This window comes from Burkholderia sp. MSHR3999, from assembly GCF_000833595.1.
In the GTDB taxonomy this organism is placed as follows: Bacteria; Pseudomonadota; Gammaproteobacteria; order Burkholderiales; family Burkholderiaceae; genus Burkholderia; species Burkholderia ubonensis.
Genome location: NZ_JRFO01000005.1, coordinates 601,287 through 622,703, shown reverse-complemented (window position 1 = coordinate 622,703; position 21,417 = coordinate 601,287). Strand labels below are relative to the sequence as shown.

The window sequence follows — 21,417 nt, the reverse complement described above, 5'->3', positions numbered from 1 at the left end:
CGACGCGATGCGTTTATCGAAGCTGGACCTGAACCTGTTCGTCGTATTCGAGGCGATCTACGACAAGCGCAACCTGACGCGCGCGGCCGAGGTGCTGAGCATCACGCAGCCGGCCGTCAGCAATGCGCTCGCGCGGATGCGCAAGTCGCTGAACGACCCGCTGTTCGTGAGCACGCCGGCGGGCATGAAGCCGACGCCGATGGCCGAGAACATCATCGGCCGCGTGCGCGAGGCACTGCAGTTGCTCGACTCCAGCGTGCACGAGGGCGACGTGTTCGATCCCGCGTCGTCCGCGCGCGTGTTCCGGCTGAGCATGAGCGACCTGACCGAGGCGCTGGTGCTGCCGGCGCTCGGCGAGCTGCTGCAGCAGCAGGCGCCCGGCATGCACGTGCACAGCTACTACACCGATCGGCGCGAGGTGGCGACCGCGCTCGCGAATGGCTCCGTCGACATCGCGGTCGACGCGCCGCTGATCGACGATCCGTACCTGCACCAGGCCCAGGTCGAACGCGACCGCTACGCGTGCATGATCCGCCACGATCATCCGTTCAAGGGCAAGGTGCTGACGCTCGACGATTACCTGGCGATGGGGCACATCCACGTGTCGAGCCGCCGCACCGGCGCCGGCCACGTCGACGCGGAGCTCGCGCGTCTCGGGCGGCGCCGCAACATCCAGATGCGCGTGCAGCACTACATGGTCGCGCCGCTGATCGCGATGCGCGGCGATCTCGTGCTGACGGCGCCGGTCCGGCTGCTGCGCCGCTATCCGGCGCGCATTCTCGAGCTGCCGTTCGAGGTGCCCGACCTCGAATACTGCTGCTACTGGCATCGCAGCGCCGACCGCGACCAGGCCAACCAATGGTTGCGCGAGCAATTGATCCGGCTGTTGCGCGACGTCGGCTGACGAAGATGCGTGTCGAAGATGCCGGCTCCCAAGCGCGATTTGAGCGCATTTAGCCGCTATTTCATTGCCGTTTCATGATGCGGCTCAATCGATGCGCGTCAGTAGAGCATCGGTCAATTATGTTCACTTGACACATTTCACGGCAGAGCGACAATTTTGAGATTGCCGGCGCCGTTCCGAGATAGATGGCGGGCGTCAATCGGCAATCCATCGAGACGCAGATCAAAGCGTCGTTCACATTTCAGGAAACACAGATGAGACAACAAAAAGCGCTCAAGACGCGCAAGCACATGCTGATCGGAGCCGCGGCGATTCTGTCGACGGTGGCTGTCGCCGACGCGATGGCGGACCAGACCGTCAGGATCGGCAGCGTCGAACCGCTGACGGGCGGCATTGCCCACCTCGGCAAGGACAACGAGAACGGCGCGCGTCTGGCCATCGAGGAAATCAACGCGAAGGGCCTCACGATCGGCGGCCAGAAGATCACGCTGCAGCTCGACGGCCAGGATGACGCGGCCGACCCGCGCCAGGCCACGCAGGTCGCGCAGAAGCTCGTCGACAACAAGGTCGCCGCGGTGATCGGCCACCTGAACTCGGGCACGTCGATCCCGGCGTCGAAGATCTACAGCGACGCGGGCATCCTGCAGATCTCGCCGTCGGCCACCAACCCGTCGTACACGCAGCAGGGCTTCAAGACGACGTACCGCGTCGTCGCGACCGACGCGCAGCAGGGCCCGGCACTCGCGGCCTATGCGCACTCGAAGGGCATCAAGAGCGTCGCGGTGGTCGATGATTCGACCGCCTACGGCCAGGGCCTCGCGAACGAGTTCGAGAAGAAGGCCAAGGCGCTCGGCCTGAAGGTCACGTCGCACGACGCGACGAACGACAAGGCGGTCGACTTCCGCGCGATCCTGACCAAGATCAAGGGCGAGAATCCGGACGCGATCATGTACGGCGGCATGGATGCGACGGGCGGCCCGTTTGCGAAGCAGGCGAAGCAGCTCGGCCTGCGCGCGAAGATCTTCTCGGGCGACGGCGTGTGCACCGAGCAGCTGTCCGACCTCGCGGGCGAAGCGGCGACGAACGTGGTCTGCTCGCAGGCCGGCGCGGCGCTCGAGAAGATGCCGGGCGGCGCCGCGTTCAAGGCGAAGTACGAGAAGCGCTTCGGCCAGGTCATCAAGTTCGATGCGCCGTTCGCGTATGACGCGGTGTACATCATCGTCGACGCGATGAAGCGCGCGAACTCGACCGATCCGGCGAAGATTCTCGCGGCGATGCCGGCGACGAACTACTCGGGCGTGATCGGCACGACGAACTTCGACGCGAAGGGCGACCTGAAGCACGGCGTGATCTCGCTGTACGGCTACAAGAGCGGCAAGAAGACCTTCCTCGACGAAGTGAAGATGTAACGCATCATCCGTGCGCTGCGCGCCGATCGCCGGTAATCCACGCGGATTGCCGGCGATTCACGTTTACGCGCCCGATCGATGCAATGCATCATTTGATTTAAAAAAGAAATAAAAAACCGAATCGTTATCCATATTGAAATGACGAGCGGCTTTCAATCCGCCCCTCTGACTTGCGATCGCATTTGATGCAATCTATATATATTTTGTAGCCGTTTCATGCCGCGCTGGCAGGCGGCGGGCGCATTGCCGGGCAGGCCTTCATCACCGTGTGCTGCAAAGGAACGTAGCATGAGCGCGAGTGCGTTTTCGGCATGGTTCTGTTTCGTTCGCGCAAGCTGGCGCGGAACGCTGGCCGCATGCATCGTCGCGATGCCGTGCGCCGGCCCGTGCGTCGCGGCGGAACCGGGCGTGACCGACGACGCGATCCGCCTCGGCATGGTCAACGCGCAGACGGGCGCGGCGGGGGGCCTCGGACACGGGCTGCGCATTGGGGCGCAAGCCGTGTTCGACGACGCGAACGCACGCGGCGGCGTGCACGGCAGGAAGATCGACCTCGTCGTCGACGACGATCGCTACGAGCCCGACCGGACCATCGACGGCACGCTCGCGATGATCGAGCAGCGCGACGTGTTCGCGCTGTTCGGCTACGTCGGCACGCCGACGACCACGGCGGTGCTGCCGATCATCAAGGACGCCGGCATTCCGCTCGTCGGCGCGTTCACCGGCGCGATGGCGCTGCGCCAGCCGGTCATTCCGGAGGTCTTCAACATTCGCGCCAGCTATGAAGACGAGACGCGCGCGCTGGTCGATCATTTCATCGCGCACGGCGGCGCGAAACGCTTCGCGGTGTTCTACCAGGACGACGGCTTCGGACTCTCGGTGCTGGCGGGCACGCGTCTGGCGCTGCAGCGTCATGGGCTGGACGTCGTCGCGACGGGCACCTTCCGCCGCGGGACGACGGCGGTCGACTCGGGCCTCGCGGCGGTGCTGGAGGGCCGGCCCGACGTCGTCATCATGGTCGGCCCCTATACGCCGATCGCCGCGTTCATGCGCGCGGCGCGCCATGAAGGGCTCAAGGCCCGGCTCGCGGCGGTGTCCTTCGTCGGCACCGACGACCTGCTGCGCCTCGTGGGCGCCGACGGCGACGGCACGCTGATCTCGCAGGTCGTGCCGCTGCCGCAGAGCGACTTCGGCGTGATCCGGGACTGCGCACGGCTGATCGGGCAGCGCTTTCCGGAGGAACGCGTCGGCGTCGTGAACATCGAGGGCTGCATCGACGCGAAAGTCATGCTGATCGGGCTCGAACGCGCCGGCCCGTCGCCGACTCGCGCGGCGCTGATTCAGGCGCTCGAATCGATCCGGCACCTCGACCTGGGCGGCCTCACGGCCGATCTGGGCGCGGACCATCACCAGGCGCTGAACGCGGTGTTCCTCACCGAAATCGCGCACGGGCAGGTCGCGCCGCTGGACGCGCCGGCCAAGTAACTGTCAGGATGGCCGCGCGCGGGCCATCCCGATCCCGGAGGGCTGCATGGACATCAAGGCCAAGCTTGTCGCCAGCACCAGCCTGATGCTGCTCGGCGTGCTGGCGATTTCCGCGACCAGCCTGCTCGCCGTGCACGGCATTGCCTCCGGCGTGCGCACGCTGACGACGGAATCGCTGCCGCTGCAGGTGCGCAGCAACGACCTCCAGCGCGCATACGCGGAGCTCGCGGTGGATTTCAGCCGGCTCGAGCGGGCGCAGGACGCGTCCGAGCAGAAGCAGGCGACGGAGGCGATCGAAACGCAATTGCAGCGGATCGCGGCCGTCACGGCCGCCATCCGCGCGATCGACGTGCACGACATCGACGAACCGTACGACGCCGTGGCGGCGATGCTCCAGTCGATGAACGAAGGCGTCGGCCGGCGTCTGCGGGACGTCGCGCAGCTCGACGCCGACAGCAGGCTGATCGAGCGCGTGCAGGCACGGAGCGAGACGTCGCTGGCCGCCATCGGCAAGGAGACGGAACGGCTGGACAACCAGGCGGAAACGGCCGTGACCGACGCGCTGGCGGCCAACACCGCATTCAACCGCACGATTCATGCGCTCGACCAGGTCCGGGGGCACGTCAAGGACATCATCACCGCTACCGACAATGTCGACGATGCGCCGAACCGATACCGGCTCGCGCCGCTGCGCGAACGGATGAAGGCGGCCTTCGACGGCGCGCGCAACGCGATGGCGACCGTGGCGCCGAACGTCGATGCCGCCGCGACGCGGGACGTGTCGAATGCGCTCGAGCGGGTGGCGGCCGACATCCTCGTCGGCAACGAAAGCCTCATCGCGCTGCGCGGCCGGGTGTTCGCGGAGCCGTCCGCCGCGCCGCGCTATCAGGAAAAAGAGGAGCAGGTGACGAAGTCGCTCGATGCGCTGGACAGGAAGCTGGCGGAAATCGTCGATCCGTTCGCATTGCGGATTCTGAAGGCGCGGCAGCGTCTCGACGAAGCGATCGCTTTCCAGCGGCGAGCGGCCCGGATCAAATACCTGTCGTCGGTCGTCATGGGGGGGATCGAGGAATTGACGGCCGACCTCCGGCTGGCCGGGCAAGGCGAGAGCACGGAACAGCTCGAGCGCGTCGGCGACCAGGTACGGAAGGATATCGGCAAGCTCGCCGCCTCCGCGAACGCGCTGCGGGACGCGCTCGTCGCCAACGGGCAGGGCGAACTGAGCCGTGCGCACGACATGGTTCCGCTGGCAGCGGCGCTGGCCGGAGCCTCACGCCGCATCCTGGCGGTGAAGTCGCACATGCTGGCCAACGACGCGACCATGCAGCGCATCGTCGCGGAAGTCGACACGACCGCGAATCGCCTCGCGGCCTACGCGGAGCAGCAGGTCGTGCGCGTCGACCTGCAGCAGCGCAGCATCGTGTCGCAGGTGTACCGCGCGATGGCGGGTGCGGTCGGGATGATCGCCGTCGTGTCGCTGTTGCTCGCGGTCGTCGGCTTCGTGATCAGCCATCGCATCGGCACGTCGATCGCGCGCCCGCTGTCGAACCTGACGCGCACGATGGCGCGCATTCGCGGCGGCAACGACCTGTCGCTGCGCGTGCGTCACCACGGCACCGACGAAGTCGCGACGCTGATCGCCGGCTTCAACACGATGCTCGACGAGATCGAGCGGCGCGACGTCGAACTGCAGGCCGCGATCGCGGCGGCGGAAGCCGCGAATTCGGCGAAGTCGGAATTCCTCGCGCGGATGAGCCACGAAATCCGCACGCCGATGAACGGCGTGCTCGGCATGACCGAGCTGCTGCAGCGCACGCGGCTCACCGCGAAGCAGCGCAACTTCGTCGACACCGTGTATCGGTCCGGCCAGACGCTCCTGACCATCATCGACGACATCCTGGATTTCTCGAAGATCGAGGCCGGCAAGCTGATGCTGGAGCGCATCGAATTCAACCTGTACCAGCTGCTCGACGACGTCGTGTCGCTGCTCGAACCCACCGCCACGCGCAAGGGGCTCGCGCTGCGGTTCCGCAAGCAGGAGCCGGTGCCGGAATGGGTGCGCGGCGACCCGGTTCGGCTGCGGCAGATCCTGACGAACCTGGTCGGCAATGCGATCAAGTTCACCGAGCGCGGGCAGGTCGAGCTGGCCGTCTCGTATTCGGATCACGGCCTCGTCGTGTTCACGATCGCCGACAGCGGCATCGGCATCGCGCCGGACGTGTCCGCGCAGCTCTTCAAGCCGTTCCAGCAGGCCGACAGCTCGACCGCCCGCAAATATGGCGGGACCGGGCTCGGGCTCGTGATTTCGCGGCAACTGGCCGAGATGATGGGCGGCGCGCTCACCGTCGAATCCGCGCCCGGCCGGGGGTCGGTGTTCACCGTGACGGCGCGGCTCGAACCGGCGGACGGCGCGGCCGGCGCGGTCGAGGGCGCGCGACGGTCGCTGGCCGGGCTGAAGGTGCTGATCGCGGACGACAGCGAGACCGACCGCCGCGTGCTCGTCGAGCATGCGATCGAATGGCAGCTGCGCGTCGCCACGGCCAGCGGCGGCGACGACGCGCTGGCGCAACTGCGGGCCGCCGCCGCCGACGGCCAGCCGTTCGACCTGGCCATCGTCGACGTGCGGATGCCGGGCATGGACGGCATCTCGCTCGTGCGGCACATCCGCAATGACCCCGCGCTGCGCGGGCTGAGGATCATCACGCTCACCGCGTTCGAGATGATGGACAGCATCCAGGTCGCGCAGGAGCTCGGCATCGACGCGCGCCTGACCAAGCCGCTCCATGGCTCGGACCTGTACGCGTGCATCGCGTCGGCGATGCGCGTGACGCCGCCCCGGCTGCCGTCGTCGGCGCCGCTCGCCGACGAAGCCGAACCGGACGGCGGCCCGTTGCCCGGCGCGGCGTCGGCGCGCGTGCTGCTGGTCGAGGACAACGCGGTCAACCAGCAGATCACGCTGGCGATGCTGGAAGACACGGGCTACGCGGTGGCCGTCGCCGAGAACGGCCGGCAGGCGCTGGAGCGGCTGGCGAACGAAAGGTTCGACGTCGTGCTGATGGACTGTCAAATGCCGCTGATGGACGGCTTCGAAGCGACGGAGCTGCTGCGGCGGCGCGAGGCGGAAACGGGCGCGCCGCGGCTGCCCGTGATCGCGCTGACGGCCAATGCGATCAGCGGCGACCGGGAGCGGTGCATCGCCGCCGGCATGGACGACTACCTGAGCAAGCCGTTCCGTCGCGACGCGCTGCTGAAGCTGCTCGCGCGCTTTGCGCGCGGCGATGCGCCGGCGGTGCCGGCAGTGGCGCCGGCCGCGAGCGACACAGCCGTCGATTCGGCAACCGATGCGGCAATCGATGCGGCGATCGAGGCGGGAACCGACCCGGCAACCGACCCGCCGAGCGCCGCCCCGGACGACGACGCGAACGTGATCGACCGCAACGCGCTCGACGCATTGCGCGCGCTGCAGCGGCCCGGCCGCCCCGACGTGCTGACCCGGATCATCGACCAGTTCAATCTCGATGCGCCGCGGCTGATCGGCGACATGCAGGCGGCCGTCGCGGCGGGCGACGCCGTCGCGCTCAAGATTGCCGCGCATACGCTGAAATCGAGCAGCGCGAACGTCGGCGCCCATCGGCTGTCGGCCCGTTGCCGGGAGATCGAGCAGTTCGCGCGCGCCGCCGAAGTCGCCGCGGCGGCGGACCTGGTCGCCGGCACGAACGCCGAATTCGAGCGGGCGCAGGCCGCGTTGCTCGCGGAGCGGGTCGCCGGATGAGCCACTGAAGCCATTGGAAACGGAGGGAACCGAGTCGTGAACGATCGACATTCCGATGCACCGGTGATCCTGGTCATCGACGACGACGCGATGACGCGCCTGCTGGTCGTGGAGACGCTCGAGCCCGACGGCTTTCGCGTCGAGGAGGCGGCGGCGCCGCAGGAAGGCATAGATGCGTTCCTGCGCCATCGCCCCGACCTCGTGCTGCTCGACGTCGAGATGCCGGGCGGCGACGGTTTCGACTGCTGCCGCCGGCTGCGCGCGCTGCCGGAAGGGCGCCGCGTGCCGATCGTGATGCTGACCGGCAACGACGACGACGCGTCGATCGCGAGCGCGTTCGACGCCGGCGCGACCGATTTCGTGTCGAAGCCGATGCGCTGGAAGCTGCTCGGCTACCGGATCCGCTACCTGCTGAGGGCCGCCGCCGCGCTCGAACGGCTGGCGGCCGCCGAGACCAGCCTGACCCACGCGCAGGCGCTCGCGCACGTGGGCAACTGGGCGTACCAGGCCGGCCGCGCGGACGGCTACTGGTCGCCGGAGCTGTACCGGATTCTCGGCCTCGACGCCGGGCGCACGCCGCCCACCTTCGACCGGTTGCTGCAGGCCGTGCCGGCCGACGAGCAGCCGCTGCTGAGCCAGTCGTTCACGAGCCTGCGCACCGAAGGCGCCGCGTTCTCGCTCGAGCACCGGCTAATTCACGCGGACGGCACCGAGCGCCACGTGCTGCACCAGGCGGAGGCGGGCCGCGACCTGAACCACGCGATCATCCTGCGCGGCATCGTGCAGGACATCACCGAGCGCAAGGCGCAGCAGGGACGCATCGAATACCTGGCCAACCACGATGCGCTGACCGGCCTGCCCAACCGCAACCTGCTGAGCGACCGCATGGAGCAGGCGATGTCGCAGGCGCGGCGCACGGGGCAACTGGTCGCGGTCATGGTGCTCGACCTGGACCGCTTCAAGCACGTCAACGACAACTTCGGGCATTCGGTCGGCGACGGCCTGCTGCGGGCCGTCGCGGCGCGCCTCAAGGCGGCCGTGCGGGATGGCGACACGGTTGCGCGGCTCGGCGGCGACGAGTTCGTCGTGATGCTGGTCAACCTGTCGACGCCGGCCGATGCGGATGCGATCGGCCGCAAGATACTCGGCACCTTCGTCGCGCCGTTCGCGTTCGACGGGCATGACCTGCACGTGACGACGAGCGTCGGCATCAGCCTCTGCCCGATCGACGGCGCCGACACGGAGACGCTGCTGAGGACGGCCGATGCCGCGCTGTATTGCGCGAAGGAGCGCGGGCGCAACTGCTACAGCTTCTACACGCGCGAGCTCGGCGCCCGGGTGGAGGAGCGGGCCGAGCTGGAGAACGCGCTGCACCAGGCCGTCGAGAACGGCGAGCTGGAGTTGTACTACCAGCCGAAGGTCGACCTGAAGACCGGCCAGATCAGCGGCGTCGAGGCGCTGATTCGCTGGCGGCGTCCGGGCGTCGGCGTGATTCCGCCCGACCGCTTCATCCCGATCGCGGAGGAAACCGGGCTGATCGTGCCGATCGGGGAATGGGTGTTGCGCACCGCGTGCGCGCAGGCCGTCGCGTGGCAGCAGGCAGGGCATCCGCCGATCCCGGTCGCCGTCAATCTGTCGGCGCGCCAGTTCCGGCAGCAGGACGTGGCCCGCATGGTGCGCGCGACGCTCGACGAAACCGGCCTCGCGCCGGCCTGGCTCGAGCTGGAGCTGACCGAGAGCGTGCTGATGCAGGACCGCCGTGCGATCGCGCATGCGCTGCGCGAGCTGAAGGCGCTGGGCGTCGTGCTGTCGCTGGACGATTTCGGCACCGGCTATTCGAGCCTGTCGTATCTGAAGGACCTGCCGATCGACGTCGTCAAGATCGACAAGTCGTTCCTGAGCGACGTGACCACGAGCGCGGAAGGGGCGTCGCTGACGCGCTCGATCATCGCGATGGCGGAGTCGCTGAACATGGAGACGGTGGCCGAGGGCGTGGAGACGGAAGCGCAACTGTCGTTCCTGAACCGGCATCGCTGCCATGCGATGCAGGGCTACTACTTCAGCCATCCGGTCACGGGCGAGGAAATCGCCGGCATGCTGTCCGCCGGCGCGGAGCTGCCGGACCATTGCCGGCGGCGCGAGCTGCTGCACCGGACGCTGCTGCTGGTCGACGCCGACCGGTCTGTGCTGCAGCAGCTCAGGCGGGCGCTGAGCCGCGACGGCTACGAGATCCTCGGCGCGACCGATGCCGACGAAGCGCTCGGCCTGCTCGCGCAGCATCGCGTGGGCGTGATCGTGTCGGACTTCCGCATGCCGGCCCGCTCGGGGATCGACCTGTTGCAGCGGGTCAAGGCGCTGTATCCGGACGTCGTGCGCATCCTGCTGTCCGGCTATGCCGACGCGCAGTCGCTCAGCGACCCGAGCGGCGCGGGATCGGTGCAGAAGATCCTGACCCGGCCGTGGGACGTGGCGCTGCTGCGCAAGCACATCGCCGAGGCGTTCCGGCAATTCGAGCGCGGCGACGCGATGGTGCCGCCGCCGCAGGGCGGGACGGGCGCGCAGGCGGCGCGCGTCGGACGCGACGGTTCGTCGCGGCCAGTCGTCCGGGACGCTTGACGGAAATCAACGTTCGAATCGTGCGGCCGTCGATGATGGTGACAGAGCCGGACGCGACGACAGCGCCCGGCCATTCACCCAGCGAGGTTCGCATGTATACCAACATCATGGTTGCCGTGGACGGCAGCACGTCGTCGAAGCACGCGCTCGACGAAGCCCTGAAGATGGCGAAGCTCAGTGGCGCCCGCCTGTTCGCGGTCTACGTCGTCGACACGTCGATCCTGTTCACCTTCGCCGGGCGGGTCGATCCCGACGTGCTGCTCGAGGAGGCCCGGCGCGACGGCGTCGCGGTGCTGCGCGAGGTCGAGCGGACCATCGCGCACGCGGCGGTGAACGGCGACACGGAACTCGTCGAGACGGCGGCCATTGGCGAGGACGTCGCCGAACGCCTGCAGCGCTATGTCGACGAGCATCGCATCGATCTGGCCGTGATCGGCACGCACGGGCGGCGCGGGATCCGGCGCGTGGTCATCGGCAGCGTCGCGGAGCGCTTCCTGCGCGGCTCGAAATGCCCCGTCCTGCTGATGCGCAGCGACGACGCGCCGCGTGCCGCCGCAGCGGCGTAGCGCGCAACGGCGAATCTACCCGCTCGGCAACTGGCGGCCGACGCCGCGCCGCCGAATCAGGAGACCTTCATGCGGATCTCGTTTCCTGCCGACCCTCCGGCGTATTGCGGGCCGGATCTTGTGCTGACGTTTCCGGCGTTCGTCGAAGGCGGCCGCGTGCGGCGCGCGATATGCTGGAAGCGATCGGCGGACGGCCCGTATTGCTTCACAGCGGGGTTTTCCGGTTTTATGCGTGAACCCGCCGCGCAGCGGGTTCGCGCCGTTGATGCAGGTCGAGCGCGCACCCGTGCGCGGCGCCGACGCAGGATCGGCGAGGGGGCTGAGATGGCGGTTTCAGGCGAGCTTCACGAAGCGGACTGGTCGGTGGCGATCGAAACGGCCGCCGCCGACGGGGGCGGCTACCAGTGCCGGATCCATGTGACGCACAAGGCGCCCGATGGCGCGTGCGAACGCGCGTTCGCGCACAGCCGGATTTTCGCCAGCGAGCGCGAAGCGGCGCTGGAAGGGTTGCGAACCGGGATGACGTGGATCGAAATGAAGAAGTCGGACACGTTCACCCTCTGACGCGAACCGGCCCGCCCGATGCGGAGGTCGTCCGCTGTCAGCGTCGCACGGGCCGCCTGAGCTTGCGCCGCACCTGCCTGCGGCGCGTGCGCGACACGTGGCCGGCCCGCGCGTCCTCCCGCCGTTGCCGGACATGGTGCGCGACGGCATCCGTCACCGTCGGAAAGAAGTTCGCCTCTCCGAACGTGTCGAACAGCCCGTAGGCGCGCAGGCGATCCTTGACCGGCCCTTTCATTTCGGCGAAGCACAGCGCGATCCCGCGCGCCTGAAGTTCGTCGGCCAGCGCGACGAGCCGGTCCGCCGCGCTGACGTCGATGTCGGTGACGGGCTCGGCCGCGACGACGACGCGCGACGCCGGCGACGGCGCATGCCGCAGCGCCGCGTGCAGGTGCTCGCAGAAGATCTCGACGTTCGCGTAGAACAGCGGCGCGTCCCAGCGAAACAGCACGAGCCCGGGCGTCTGCGCGGCTTCGGGGTGCCGCGCGACGTCGTGATAGCCGCGCACGCCGGTCAGGCGGCCGAGCACCGCGTCGTACGGATGCCAGGCCCGCCACACGAACGACAGCAGCGACAGCGCGCTCGCGAGCAGGACGCCGGGCACGACGCCGAAGCCGATCACCCCTGCGAAGCACAGCACCGAGATCAGGCATTCGCCGCGGCGCATCCGGTACAGCCGCACGACGCTGCGGACGTCGACGATGCCGAGTGCCGCGTAGACGACGACCGCGGCCAATGCGGCGCGCGGCACCCGCATCAGCAGCGTCGGCGCGACGGCGAGCAGCAGCACGATGCAGGCGGCGGCGACCAGATTCGTGACCTGGCTCTGCGCGCCGGCGGCCATCGCGACCGGCGTGCGCGACGTGCTGCTGCTGACCGCGCAGCCCTGCATCAGGCCGGCCAGCAGATTGGCGGCGCCCAGCGCGACGAGTTCCTGGTTCCGGTCCGGCGCATCGCCGGCGCGCGCGGCGAGCGCGCGGGACAGCATGCTGATGTCGGCCAGCGACACGAGCGCGACCGCGAACGCGCCGGACGCGAGCGCCGCGACGTCCGCGAGCGAGGCGGCCGGCAGGCGCGGCATCGGCACGCCGGCGGGCAGGGCGCCGACCGCCGCCGCGCCGTGCAGCGGCGGCAGTTGCGCGGCAAGGGTGGCCGCCAGCACGGCGATCAGCATGGCGGGCCAGCGCGGCGCCACGCGCTTGAGCAGCGCAATGGCCGCGAGCGCGCCCGCGCCGAGCACGCAGGCGTTCACCGAGACCTGATGGTCGAGCAGCCCGCGTGCGATCTGCCGGACGGCGGCGGCCATGTCGCTGGACGCGGCAGGCAGACCGAGCAATTCCGGCAGCCGGCCGACGATGAGCGAGACCGCGATGCCGTTCAGGTAGCCGTACTGGATCGGGCGCGACAGCAGGTCGGTCACGAAGCCGAGCCCGAGGACGCCGATCAGGACGCAGATCGCGCCGGCCGACAGCGCCAGCGCGGCGGCGAGCGCGATCGCGCGCGACGGGTCGTGGCCGGCGAGCGGCGCGATGGCGCCGGCGATCAGCGCGGCCAGCGCCGAATCCGGCCCCAGCACCAGAATCCGGCTCGGGCCCAGCAGCGCATAGGCGAGCAGCGCGGCGATCGATGCGTAGAGTCCCGTCACGGCCGGCAGGCCGGCGGCCTGCGCATAGCTCATGCCGACCGGCACGAGCACCGCGGTGAGCGCGACGCCCGCGTAGAGGTCGCGCCCGAGCCACGCGCGCCGGTAATCCGCCAGCAGCGCGAGCCCCGGGAGATGCGGGGCAACGCGTTCGAGAAGGCGCCGGTTCATCGCGCGTGCGCCGGCGGAAAGGGCGCGCCGTGCGCCACGTTCGCCGTCGGCGCTATGGGAACGATGCGCATCGTCTCGCCGCGACGCGTGCCGGCGGCAAGGCGCCGACGGCACGCGAAACCGGGCCGGCCATGGCGGCCGGCCGCATGCACGCGGCCGGCATCACGCCGCCTCGAGCATCGCAAGCTGCAGCGCCTGCGCGAAGCGGGCCAGTGTCGCGATCGACCCCGTCACGCTTTCGTAGCGCTCGCGGCCGATCATCGCATCGAGCGTGACGAGCATGCCGGCGTCGCGCGCGAGCGCGACGAGTGCCAGCGTGTCGGGCAGTGCGGGCGACCCTGCGGCAGGCGTTGCAGACGGCGCGGCGCAAGCGGTGGCATCCGTCTGGTACGTGGCCCGATAGCCCGATTCGGAACGAAACGTAGCGTGTGACATCGTGCGTCTCCTGGTCGACCTGCGTCGTGTCGGCGTGCGGCATGGTCTGTTGCCGTGTATCCAGTATCGTCGGGGCTCCCGGGGCATTCAATCAGGCGGCCCCGAAGTTGTCGTAGGAATCACGCGGGCGCGATCAGCGGATTCCTACACGCGACGTGCGCGGCTGGACCGGGTTACTGAACACTTGGCCTTGAACCGGACGAAGCGCGCATGATGGAAGGCGTGCGAACGCGATCGGGCGGGGAGGCCAGAATGCTTGCGATGATCTTCGACGGCGGCACGCCGCGGTTGCGCGAGGCGCGCGTGCCGGACCCGTCGCCCGCGGCGGGGCAGTTGCTGATCGACGTGCATGCGTGCGGTGTGTGCCGCACGGATCTCCACGTCGTCGACGGCGATCTGCCCGACCCCAGGCTGCCGCTGATTCCGGGGCACGAAATCGTCGGCACGGTGGCGGCGCTGGGCGCAGGGGTGACGGGTTTCACGGTCGGCGACAGGGTCGGCGTGCCATGGCTCGGGCACACCTGCGGCCATTGCGCGTATTGCGCCGCCGGGCGGGAGAATCTGTGCGATGCGCCGGGCTTTACCGGCTATACGATCGACGGCGGCTACGCGGAGCGCACCGTGGCCGACAGCCGCTATTGCGTGCACCTGCCCGAACGCTATTCGGACCTCCAGGCGGCGCCGCTGCTGTGCGCGGGCCTGATCGGCCATCGCACGCTGCGCATGGCGGGCGACGCGCGACGGATCGGCATCTACGGTTTCGGCGCGGCGGCGCATCTCGTCGCGCAGGTCGCGCGGCTGGAGGGGCGCAAGGTGTTCGCGTTCACGCGGCCCGGCGACGCCGCCGCCCTGCAGCTCGCGCGCCGGCTCGGCACGGCATGGGCGGGCGGCAGCGACGAGCCGCCGCCGGAGACGCTCGACGCCGCGCTGATCTTCGCGCCGGTCGGCGCACTCGTGCCGGCGGCGTTGCGCGCGGTCGACAAAGGCGGCATCGTCGTGTGCGGCGGCATTCACATGAGCGACATCCCGGCCTTCCCGTATGCGTTGCTGTGGGGCGAGCGCCGCATCGCGTCGGTGGCGAACCTGACACGCGCGGACGCGGTCGCGTTCATGAAGGTGGCCGAAGCGATGCCGCTGCAGATCGAAGCGGTGCGCTATCCGCTGACGGACGCGAATCGCGCGCTCGACGACCTGCGCGCGGGACGCGTGTCGGGCGCCGCGGTGCTCGACACGCGCGGCTGAGCGGCGCGCGTTTCCCGCAACGCGCGCTCGCAGAGGCTCACACGCTCGCGAGGCCGTCCGCATCCACGATGCGGATCTGCTTGCCCTGCGCCGCGAGCATGCCCTTGCGCTGGAATTTCGACAGCATGCGGCTGACCGTTTCGAGCTTCATGCCGAGATAGCCGCCGATTTCGTCGCGCGTCATCCGCAGCACGAATTCCGCCGACGAATAGCCGCGCGCCTTGAAGCGCGTGGAAAGGTTCAGCAGGAACGCGGCGACGCGCTGTTCGGCCGTCATCGTGCCGAGCAGCAGCATCAGGCCCGATTCGCGGACGATCTCGCCGCTCATCATCTGGTAGACGTGATGCTGCATCGTCCGCACCTCGTGGCACAGCTGTTCGAGCTGGCCGAACGGGATGATGCAGACGGTGCTGTCCTCGAGCGCGATCGCGTCGCCGTTGTGATGTCCGGCATGCAGGCCGTCCAGCCCGAGCGACTCGCCGACGATCTGGAAGCCCGTCACCTGCTCGCCGCCGTCGCGATGCATCACGACGGTCTTGAACGAGCCGGTCCGCACCGCGTAGATGCTGTGGAACGCGTCGCCCGAGCGGTAAAGCGCCTCGCCGCGCTTCACGTGGCGCGTCGTGCAGATCATCGCATCGACGCGCGCGAATTCCGCGGGCGTCAGCGACTGCGGCATGCAGACGTTGCGCAGCGCGCAGGACGAACAACGGGATGCGCTGCGCTTGGGCTGGTCTTCGCGGGTGACCGAGTACAGCGGCGTGACGGGGCGTGACGGGGCGGCCGTCGCGGCATCGGCATGGCTCAGCATGATCTGCTCCAGTTCGTTGGGTCTGCGGCGATCGGGACCCGGGCGGGGTCGCATCGGCCGTTTGGCGTGCGGCGTCGATTGTCCGCCGTCTTCGTGAAACGAAATCCGTGCCGGACGGGTTCGATCGATGCCGCCGTCCGGGTTCCTGGACGCGCACGGCTATCCGGCTTTGATGGGGGCAGTATGGACGCGCCGGCACCCGGGCGGAATCAGCGTGGATTGAAGATGAGGTAGGCAACGTGGAAGCCGTGTAGGGCGATTCCTACAGGCGTGCGGCGTCATGCCGCAGGAGCGGCCAGCCGGGCGGCCGGGTTCGGCCGCCCCGTGCGCCGGTCAATGCGACATCAGCACCGGCACCGTCATGGTTTCCAGGATGGTGCGCGTCGCGCCGCCGAGCACGCGTTCATGCGTCCGCGTGTGGCTGTACGCGCCCATCACGATGAGGTCGGCATGCAGGTCGCTGGCCCGGTTCAGCAGCGTCGCGCCCGAGCCGAGGTCGCCCTCGCGCGGCGTCGTCGAGAACGACGCGTGCACGCCGTGGCGTTCGAGGTAGGCGGTGACGTCGACGCCCGCCGGCGTCTTGTCCGGATCGGGGCGCTTGCGCGCGACGGTTTCGACGTTGACGAAACGCGCGCGCATCAGCAGCGGCATCGCGTCCGCCACCGCCCGCGCGGCCTCGCGGCCGCCGTCCCAGCCGATCAGCACGTTCTCGCCGAGCGTGCGCACCCGGCCCGCGTACGGCACGACGATGGCCGGACGTCCGCTCGCCATCACGACGTCCTCGACGAAATGGCTGGCGACGTACGTCATGCGGTCGTGCGGATCGGGCTGGCCGAGCACCAGCAGATCCGCATGCCGCGCATGCAGGATCGCGGTCTCGGTCGCGGGGCCGGCGGGCGCCCGCCATTCGACGCTGCGCCCCGCGCGTTCGGCCGCTGCGAGCAAGCGCGCCTCCGCCTGCTTGCGGCGCGCGTCGCACAGGCGCTCGTACGCGGCGAGCTCGAGCGGCTCGCCGGGCCGGAACAACGGCTCGAGCAGGTCCTGGCAGACCACGTAGAGACCGATCAGATGCGCGTTCCAGCGTCCCGCGAGATCGAGCGCGAGCTCGACGCGCGCTTGACAGCGTTCGCTGTCGTCGAGATGGACGAGCAGGGTCTTGTAGCTCATGACGGCTCCTAGGGTCTGTTTACATACGGAACACGCATGCGTTGCGACGAGAACGGCCGCTCGCGAGGCGCGCGACGCCGCGAATACTGGACGTATTCGCAAGGAGCGCAACGCGGCGAGCGGCCGTTCTCGTCGCAACCCCAAATTTTAAAAAAACCATTCCACGGGAATGCCCGAAATCGCCCGTATGGCGGCGTCGCTCGTCGCTTGTTTGGCACGGCCAAACGGCGCTCCTCCCTCCTTGCCCTACGAGCGATTTCGGGCATTCGCATGCGTGTTCCGTATGTAAACAGACCCTAGTCGGTCGACGCCGCCGCGGTTTCGGCGGCAGGCTGCGGCGCGCAGCGCGCCGGAATCATCAGGACGGGGCGCGTGGCGCCGCGCAGCACGCGCTCGGCGACGCTGCCGAGCACGAGGCGCCGGAAGCCGCGCCGGCCGTGCGTGCCCATCACGATCAGGTCGGCTCCGGTTTCCCGCGCGACGATCAGGATGCGGTCCGCGATGTCTTCGCCGGCCGGCTCGACGTTGGCGATCCGCGGCGTGCCGGACACGCCGCGCGCGGCCATCCGTTGCGCGGCGTCGTCGGTGACGCGTAACCCTTCTTCGCGGAACGCGTCGATCAGGATCGACGGATCGTAGCCGAGCGGGTCGTAGGCCGGCACCATGAGATCGACGACGTAGACGGGCGTGAGCCGCGCGCCCGTCTCCGCCGCGAGGGTCAGCGCGGCGTCGAGTGCATGCGAGGATGTTTCGCTGCCGTCGAGCGCGACGAGAATATGCGAGTACATGGCGGTTTCCCTGGAGAGGCGCGGATGTCTTCATCATCGGCGCACGCGGGGCGCTCGCGCTGATCTGGATCAAGCGGCCCGGCCGTTCCCGCCGGGCTGCGAGGCCGATGTGCCGGCCTCGCGCATGGGCTTCGACCCGCTCAGTGCGACATCAGCACCGGCAACGTCATCGACTTCAGCACGGTGCGCGTCACGCCGCCCATCAGCAGCTCGCGCCAGCGCGAATGGCCGTAAGCGCCCATCACGAGCAGATCCGTGCCGGTCTCGTACGCGCGCGACAGCAGCGTGTCGCCGATCGACGCGCCGGCGCCGCACTCGATGTCGAGCACGTTGACGTCCGATGCGTGCCGCGCGAGCATCGACGCCGCGTCCGCGCCCGGGATGCGCACCCCGGCGTCCGCGTGATTGCCGTTGACGACGGCGACGACCGTCGTGCGCTTCGCACGCTCGATGAAGGGCATCGCGTCGTGGGTGGCGCGCACGGCCTCGCGGCTGCCGTCCCACGCGACGAGCACGCGCTCGCCGAGCGTCGGATACTCGCCCGCATACGGGACGAACAGCACCGGCCTGCCGGCCGACAGCACGAGGTTCTCCGGAAACTGGTCGTCGATGTAGGTGTCCGGATCGTCCGGATCTCCCTGGCCGACGATCACGAGATCCGCATGGCGTGCGTGTCGCGGCACGACGAGGTTGGCGCGCGCATCCGCGCACACCCAGTTGCTCGACACCTTGGCCCGTGCCGTTTCCGCGTGAAACAGGCGCTCGAGCGCGGCATGGCATTGATTGCGCCGTTCGTCGCGTTCGCGGAAATAGTCCGCGGACCCGGCCATCACGTAGAACGAAGTCAGTTCCGGCGTATAGACTGCAAACAGGCCGGTCAGGTGCGCGTCGAAACGCCGCGCCAGCCGCAGCGCGAACTCGAGGCGCGAATGCGCGCGCCGGCTCGTGTCGAGGTGCACGACGATGCTCTTGTAGCCCATCACGGTCGCTCCATCGACGGTGGATCCGTCAGTGCAATCCAGTCTACGAAGCGGCGTGCCTGCGCGCTTGACTCAGATCAACGGCGCCCGTGCGGCATCGACGCACAGTGGCGGGGCCGCCGCGCCGGGCGCCGACGGGCGGCATGGACCCCGATTCCGATCAACGGACCGGATTGAAACGGGGACGATGACGAGCGATGCCAACGTGACGCCGCTGGACGGCTGCCGGACGGGCTGCCGGACGGGCTGCGGTGCGGCACAGGAGAGCGTCTATGCGAGATGAGCGTGTTGCCTTCGTTACCGGCGGGATGGGCGGCCTCGGCGCCGCGATCAGCCGCCGCCTGCATGCCGCCGGAATGACGGTGGCGGTGTCTCACTCCGAACACAACGATCACGTCGCGACCTGGCTCACGCGCGAACGCGACGCCGGGCGCATCTTTCACGCGTTCGAGGTCGACGTCGCGGATTTCGACTCGTGCCAGCGCTGCGGGAAGCGCGTGATCGATCAACTTGGCCGCGTCGACGTGCTCGTCAACAACGCGGGCATCACCCGCGACGCCACGTTCGCGAAGATGACGAAGTCGCAATGGGACGCGGTGCTGCGCACCGACCTCGACGGCCTGTTCAACATGACGAAGCCGTTCGTCGGCGGAATGATCGAGCGCGGCTTCGGCCGCATCGTCAACGTCGGCTCGGTGAACGGCTCGCGGGGCGCGTACGGGCAGACCAACTACGCGGCCGCGAAGGCCGGCGTGCACGGGTTCACGAAGGCGCTGGCGCTCGAGCTCGCCAAACACGGCGTGACCGTCAATACCGTGTCGCCGGGCTATCTCGCGACGCCGATGGTCGAGTCGGTGCCGAAGGAGGTGCTCGACGCGAAGATCCTGCCGCAGATTCCGGTGGGCCGCCTCGGGCAGCCCGACGAGATCGCGGCGCTCGTCGCGTTCCTGTGTTCGGACGAAGGCGCGTTCGCGACCGGCGCCGATTTTGCCGTGAACGGCGGGATGCACATGAAATGAAAGTCGTCGCCATGCGCGGCTCCGCCGCACGAGATCCCGCGAGCCACGACGTGGCTCCCGCTGCCGCGGACGCGCGCCCGCAACTGCGCGCGGACGAATGCAAGCGGCCCGATGCGACGCCCGTCGAGCAGTGGAACCGCGCGGCGCACGCAAGCCTCGCCGCGATGACGTTCGGCCTGTCGCCGGTGTCGATGGCGCTGGCCGTGCTCGACTGGGGCGCGCACCTCGCGGTGTCGCCGGGCAAGTGCTTCGACCTCGCGACGCAGGCGTGGATCGCGGCCGTGTCGTGGTCGGCCGGGGCGCCCGCCGCGCGCGACGACACGGACGAAGACGGTTACGCGGTGCACGCGGGGGAAGCCGACCCGCGTTTCGCCGCGCCCGCCTGGTCGAACTGGCCGTTCCGGTTCTATCGCGACGGCTTTCTCGCGACCCAGCGCTGGTGGCGCGACGCGACGCGGGGCGTGCCGGGCGTCGAGCGGCATCACGAGGAACTGGTCGGCTTCGCGGCGCGCCAGTGGCTCGACGCGTGCTCGCCCGGCAACTTCGTCGCGACCAATCCGGTCGTGCTCGAAGCGACCGCCCGCAGCGGCGGCGCGAACCTCGCGGCGGGGCTGCGGCACTGGCTCGAAGACGCGCATGCGCTGGCCGAACGCATGCGCGGCGTGCATGCGCGCAAGGCGCCCGCGTATCTGCCGGGGCGCGACGTGGCGATCACGCCGGGCCGGGTCGTGTGGCGCAATGAATTGTGCGAACTGCTGCAGTACGAACCCATGACGCCGAACGTCGCGCGCGAGCCGATCCTGATCGTGCCGTCGTGGATCATGAAGTACTACATTCTCGACCTGCAGCCGCACAATTCGCTGATCCGCTTCCTGGTCCAGTCGGGCCACACCGTGTTCGCGATCTCGTGGCGCAACCCCGGCGCGCAGGCGCGCGATCTCGGCCTCGACGACTACGTGCGAGACGGCTTCCTCGCGACGCTCGACGCGGTGCGCGCACGATGCGGCGAGGCGGTGCACGTGGCCGGCTACTGTCTCGGCGGCACGCTCGTCGCGATCGGCGCGGCGGCGCTGGCCCGCGACGCACGGCATGACGCGCTGCGCTCGATCACGCTGCTCGCCGCGCTGACGGACTTCAGCGAGCCCGGCGAGCTCGGCCTGTTCATCGACGCGAGCGAACTGGCGGCGCTCGATGCGCTGATGTGGCGGCAGGGCTATCTGGACGGCTCGCAGATGTCCGCCGCGTTCCAGCTGCTGAACGCGCGCGACCTGATCTGGTCGCGCATGATGAGCGAGTACCTGCTCGGGCGGCGCACGAAGCCGAACGACCTGATGTCGTGGAACGACGACACCACGCGCATGCCGTATCGCATGCACACCGAATACCTGACGCAGCTCTTTCTCGACAACGACCTGGCGGCCGGCCGCTATTGCGTCGACGGCCGGCCGGTCGCGCTGTCGGATCTCGTCGCGCCGATGTTCGTCGTCGGGACCGAACGCGATCACGTTTCGCCGTGGCGTTCGGTCTACAAGCTGCACCTGCTCACGCACAACGCGCTGACGTTCGTGCTGACGGCGGGCGGCCACAACGCCGGGATCGTGTCCGAACCGGGCCATCCGGGCCGCCACTATCGCTGCGCGACCCGCGAGCCGGGGGCGGCCTTCCGCAGCCGGCAGGATTTCCTGCGCGATGCGGCCGTGGTCGACGGATCGTGGTGGACCTGCTGGCGCGACTGGTTGCGCGCGCAATCGACCGGCGACGTGCCGGCGCGCATGCCCGATGACGGATCGGGGCCGGCGCCGGGCGCTTACGTGCTCGAGGCATGAGCAGGCGTTGCCGCTTGATGCGG

At 69.3% G+C, this 21,417-nt stretch carries 16 protein-coding genes; 10 read left to right on the top strand and 6 right to left on the bottom strand.

The annotated features are described in order from the left end of the window. Positions 1-7: 7 nt before the first annotated feature. The 7 genes from KY49_RS16350 (at position 8) to KY49_RS16320 (ending at position 11,316) form a co-directional block, all read left to right on the top strand. Positions 8-904: a LysR family transcriptional regulator gene (locus KY49_RS16350; protein WP_042585639.1), complete on the top strand. Its 897-nt coding sequence runs from the start codon at positions 8-10 to the stop codon at positions 902-904. 254 nt (positions 905-1,158) lie between these two features. Further along, positions 1,159-2,313 carry a branched-chain amino acid ABC transporter substrate-binding protein gene (locus tag KY49_RS16345; RefSeq protein ID WP_042585870.1) on the top strand — a complete coding sequence of 385 codons (1,155 nt, stop codon included), beginning with the start codon at positions 1,159-1,161 and terminating at the stop codon, positions 2,311-2,313. 288 nt (positions 2,314-2,601) lie between these two features. After that, positions 2,602-3,798 carry an ABC transporter substrate-binding protein gene (locus KY49_RS16340; RefSeq protein WP_052495732.1) on the top strand — a complete coding sequence of 399 codons (1,197 nt, stop codon included), beginning with the start codon at positions 2,602-2,604 and terminating at the stop codon, positions 3,796-3,798. A 46-nt stretch (positions 3,799-3,844) separates the two neighbouring features. Beyond that, a complete protein-coding gene (locus KY49_RS16335; protein ID WP_042585638.1) occupies positions 3,845-7,570 on the top strand; it encodes a response regulator in 3,726 nt (1,241 codons plus the stop codon). Between the two features lie 36 nt (positions 7,571-7,606). Further along, positions 7,607-10,186 (top strand): EAL domain-containing protein, encoded by a 2,580-nt coding sequence (locus KY49_RS16330; protein ID WP_042585637.1) that lies wholly within the window; start codon positions 7,607-7,609, stop codon positions 10,184-10,186. A gap of 92 nt (positions 10,187-10,278) precedes the next feature. After that, positions 10,279-10,752 (top strand): universal stress protein, encoded by a 474-nt coding sequence (locus tag KY49_RS16325; RefSeq protein WP_042585636.1) that lies wholly within the window; start codon positions 10,279-10,281, stop codon positions 10,750-10,752. A 324-nt stretch (positions 10,753-11,076) separates the two neighbouring features. Beyond that, positions 11,077-11,316, top strand: a complete 240-nt coding sequence (locus KY49_RS16320; RefSeq protein ID WP_042585635.1) for a hypothetical protein — start codon at positions 11,077-11,079, stop codon at positions 11,314-11,316. 37 nt (positions 11,317-11,353) lie between these two features. Here KY49_RS16320 and KY49_RS16315 read toward each other — a convergent pair whose 3' ends face one another. Further along, on the bottom strand, positions 11,354-13,126 hold the full coding sequence (locus tag KY49_RS16315) for a SulP family inorganic anion transporter (protein WP_042585634.1): 1,773 nt from the start codon (positions 13,124-13,126) through the stop codon (positions 11,354-11,356). A gap of 162 nt (positions 13,127-13,288) precedes the next feature. Further along, positions 13,289-13,561: a hypothetical protein gene (locus tag KY49_RS16310; RefSeq protein WP_042585633.1), complete on the bottom strand. Its 273-nt coding sequence runs from the start codon at positions 13,559-13,561 to the stop codon at positions 13,289-13,291. 252 nt (positions 13,562-13,813) lie between these two features. Between KY49_RS16310 and KY49_RS16305 the strand changes: the two genes are divergently transcribed. Next, positions 13,814-14,803 (top strand): zinc-dependent alcohol dehydrogenase family protein, encoded by a 990-nt coding sequence (locus KY49_RS16305; RefSeq protein WP_042585632.1) that lies wholly within the window; start codon positions 13,814-13,816, stop codon positions 14,801-14,803. A gap of 37 nt (positions 14,804-14,840) precedes the next feature. Here the strand turns inward: KY49_RS16305 and fnr are convergent, their stop codons facing one another. The 4 genes from fnr to KY49_RS16285 form a co-directional block, all read right to left on the bottom strand. After that, complete coding sequence (gene fnr / locus KY49_RS16300; protein WP_042585631.1) at positions 14,841-15,614, bottom strand: fumarate/nitrate reduction transcriptional regulator Fnr; 774 nt, start codon at positions 15,612-15,614, stop codon at positions 14,841-14,843. Positions 15,615-15,947: 333 nt separating this feature from the next. Beyond that, a complete protein-coding gene (locus KY49_RS16295; RefSeq protein WP_042585630.1) occupies positions 15,948-16,781 on the bottom strand; it encodes a universal stress protein in 834 nt (277 codons plus the stop codon). Between the two features lie 296 nt (positions 16,782-17,077). Continuing rightward, positions 17,078-17,569, bottom strand: a complete 492-nt coding sequence (locus tag KY49_RS16290; protein WP_042585629.1) for a universal stress protein — start codon at positions 17,567-17,569, stop codon at positions 17,078-17,080. Positions 17,570-17,709: 140 nt separating this feature from the next. Further along, positions 17,710-18,549 carry a universal stress protein gene (locus KY49_RS16285; protein ID WP_042585628.1) on the bottom strand — a complete coding sequence of 280 codons (840 nt, stop codon included), beginning with the start codon at positions 18,547-18,549 and terminating at the stop codon, positions 17,710-17,712. Between the two features lie 272 nt (positions 18,550-18,821). Here KY49_RS16285 and phbB point away from each other — a divergent pair, with 272 nt between their 5' ends. After that, positions 18,822-19,568: an acetoacetyl-CoA reductase gene (phbB, locus tag KY49_RS16280; protein ID WP_042585627.1), complete on the top strand. Its 747-nt coding sequence runs from the start codon at positions 18,822-18,824 to the stop codon at positions 19,566-19,568. Continuing rightward, on the top strand, positions 19,565-21,394 hold the full coding sequence (locus KY49_RS16275) for a PHA/PHB synthase family protein (RefSeq protein WP_231636442.1): 1,830 nt from the start codon (positions 19,565-19,567) through the stop codon (positions 21,392-21,394). Before phbB ends, KY49_RS16275 begins: the two co-directional genes overlap by 4 nt. Positions 21,395-21,417: the final 23 nt, after the last annotated feature.

Excerpts from the sequence above, each read along its gene's own strand:
- KY49_RS16350 (WP_042585639.1), top strand. The coding sequence starts at position 8 with ATGCGTTTATCGAAGCTGGACCTGAACCTGTTCGTCGTATTCGAGGCG.
- KY49_RS16345 (WP_042585870.1), top strand. The coding sequence starts at position 1,159 with ATGAGACAACAAAAAGCGCTCAAGACGCGCAAGCACATGCTGATCGGA.
- KY49_RS16340 (WP_052495732.1), top strand. The coding sequence starts at position 2,602 with ATGAGCGCGAGTGCGTTTTCGGCATGGTTCTGTTTCGTTCGCGCAAGC.
- KY49_RS16335 (WP_042585638.1), top strand. The coding sequence starts at position 3,845 with ATGGACATCAAGGCCAAGCTTGTCGCCAGCACCAGCCTGATGCTGCTC.
- KY49_RS16325 (WP_042585636.1), top strand. The coding sequence starts at position 10,279 with ATGTATACCAACATCATGGTTGCCGTGGACGGCAGCACGTCGTCGAAG.
- KY49_RS16320 (WP_042585635.1), top strand. The coding sequence starts at position 11,077 with ATGGCGGTTTCAGGCGAGCTTCACGAAGCGGACTGGTCGGTGGCGATC.
- KY49_RS16315 (WP_042585634.1), bottom strand. The coding sequence starts at position 13,126 with ATGAACCGGCGCCTTCTCGAACGCGTTGCCCCGCATCTCCCGGGGCTC.
- KY49_RS16310 (WP_042585633.1), bottom strand. The coding sequence starts at position 13,561 with ATGTCACACGCTACGTTTCGTTCCGAATCGGGCTATCGGGCCACGTAC.
- KY49_RS16305 (WP_042585632.1), top strand. The coding sequence starts at position 13,814 with ATGCTTGCGATGATCTTCGACGGCGGCACGCCGCGGTTGCGCGAGGCG.
- fnr (WP_042585631.1), bottom strand. The coding sequence starts at position 15,614 with ATGCTGAGCCATGCCGATGCCGCGACGGCCGCCCCGTCACGCCCCGTC.
- KY49_RS16295 (WP_042585630.1), bottom strand. The coding sequence starts at position 16,781 with ATGAGCTACAAGACCCTGCTCGTCCATCTCGACGACAGCGAACGCTGT.
- KY49_RS16290 (WP_042585629.1), bottom strand. The coding sequence starts at position 17,569 with ATGTACTCGCATATTCTCGTCGCGCTCGACGGCAGCGAAACATCCTCG.
- KY49_RS16285 (WP_042585628.1), bottom strand. The coding sequence starts at position 18,549 with ATGGGCTACAAGAGCATCGTCGTGCACCTCGACACGAGCCGGCGCGCG.
- phbB (WP_042585627.1), top strand. The coding sequence starts at position 18,822 with ATGCGAGATGAGCGTGTTGCCTTCGTTACCGGCGGGATGGGCGGCCTC.
- KY49_RS16275 (WP_231636442.1), top strand. The coding sequence starts at position 19,565 with ATGAAAGTCGTCGCCATGCGCGGCTCCGCCGCACGAGATCCCGCGAGC.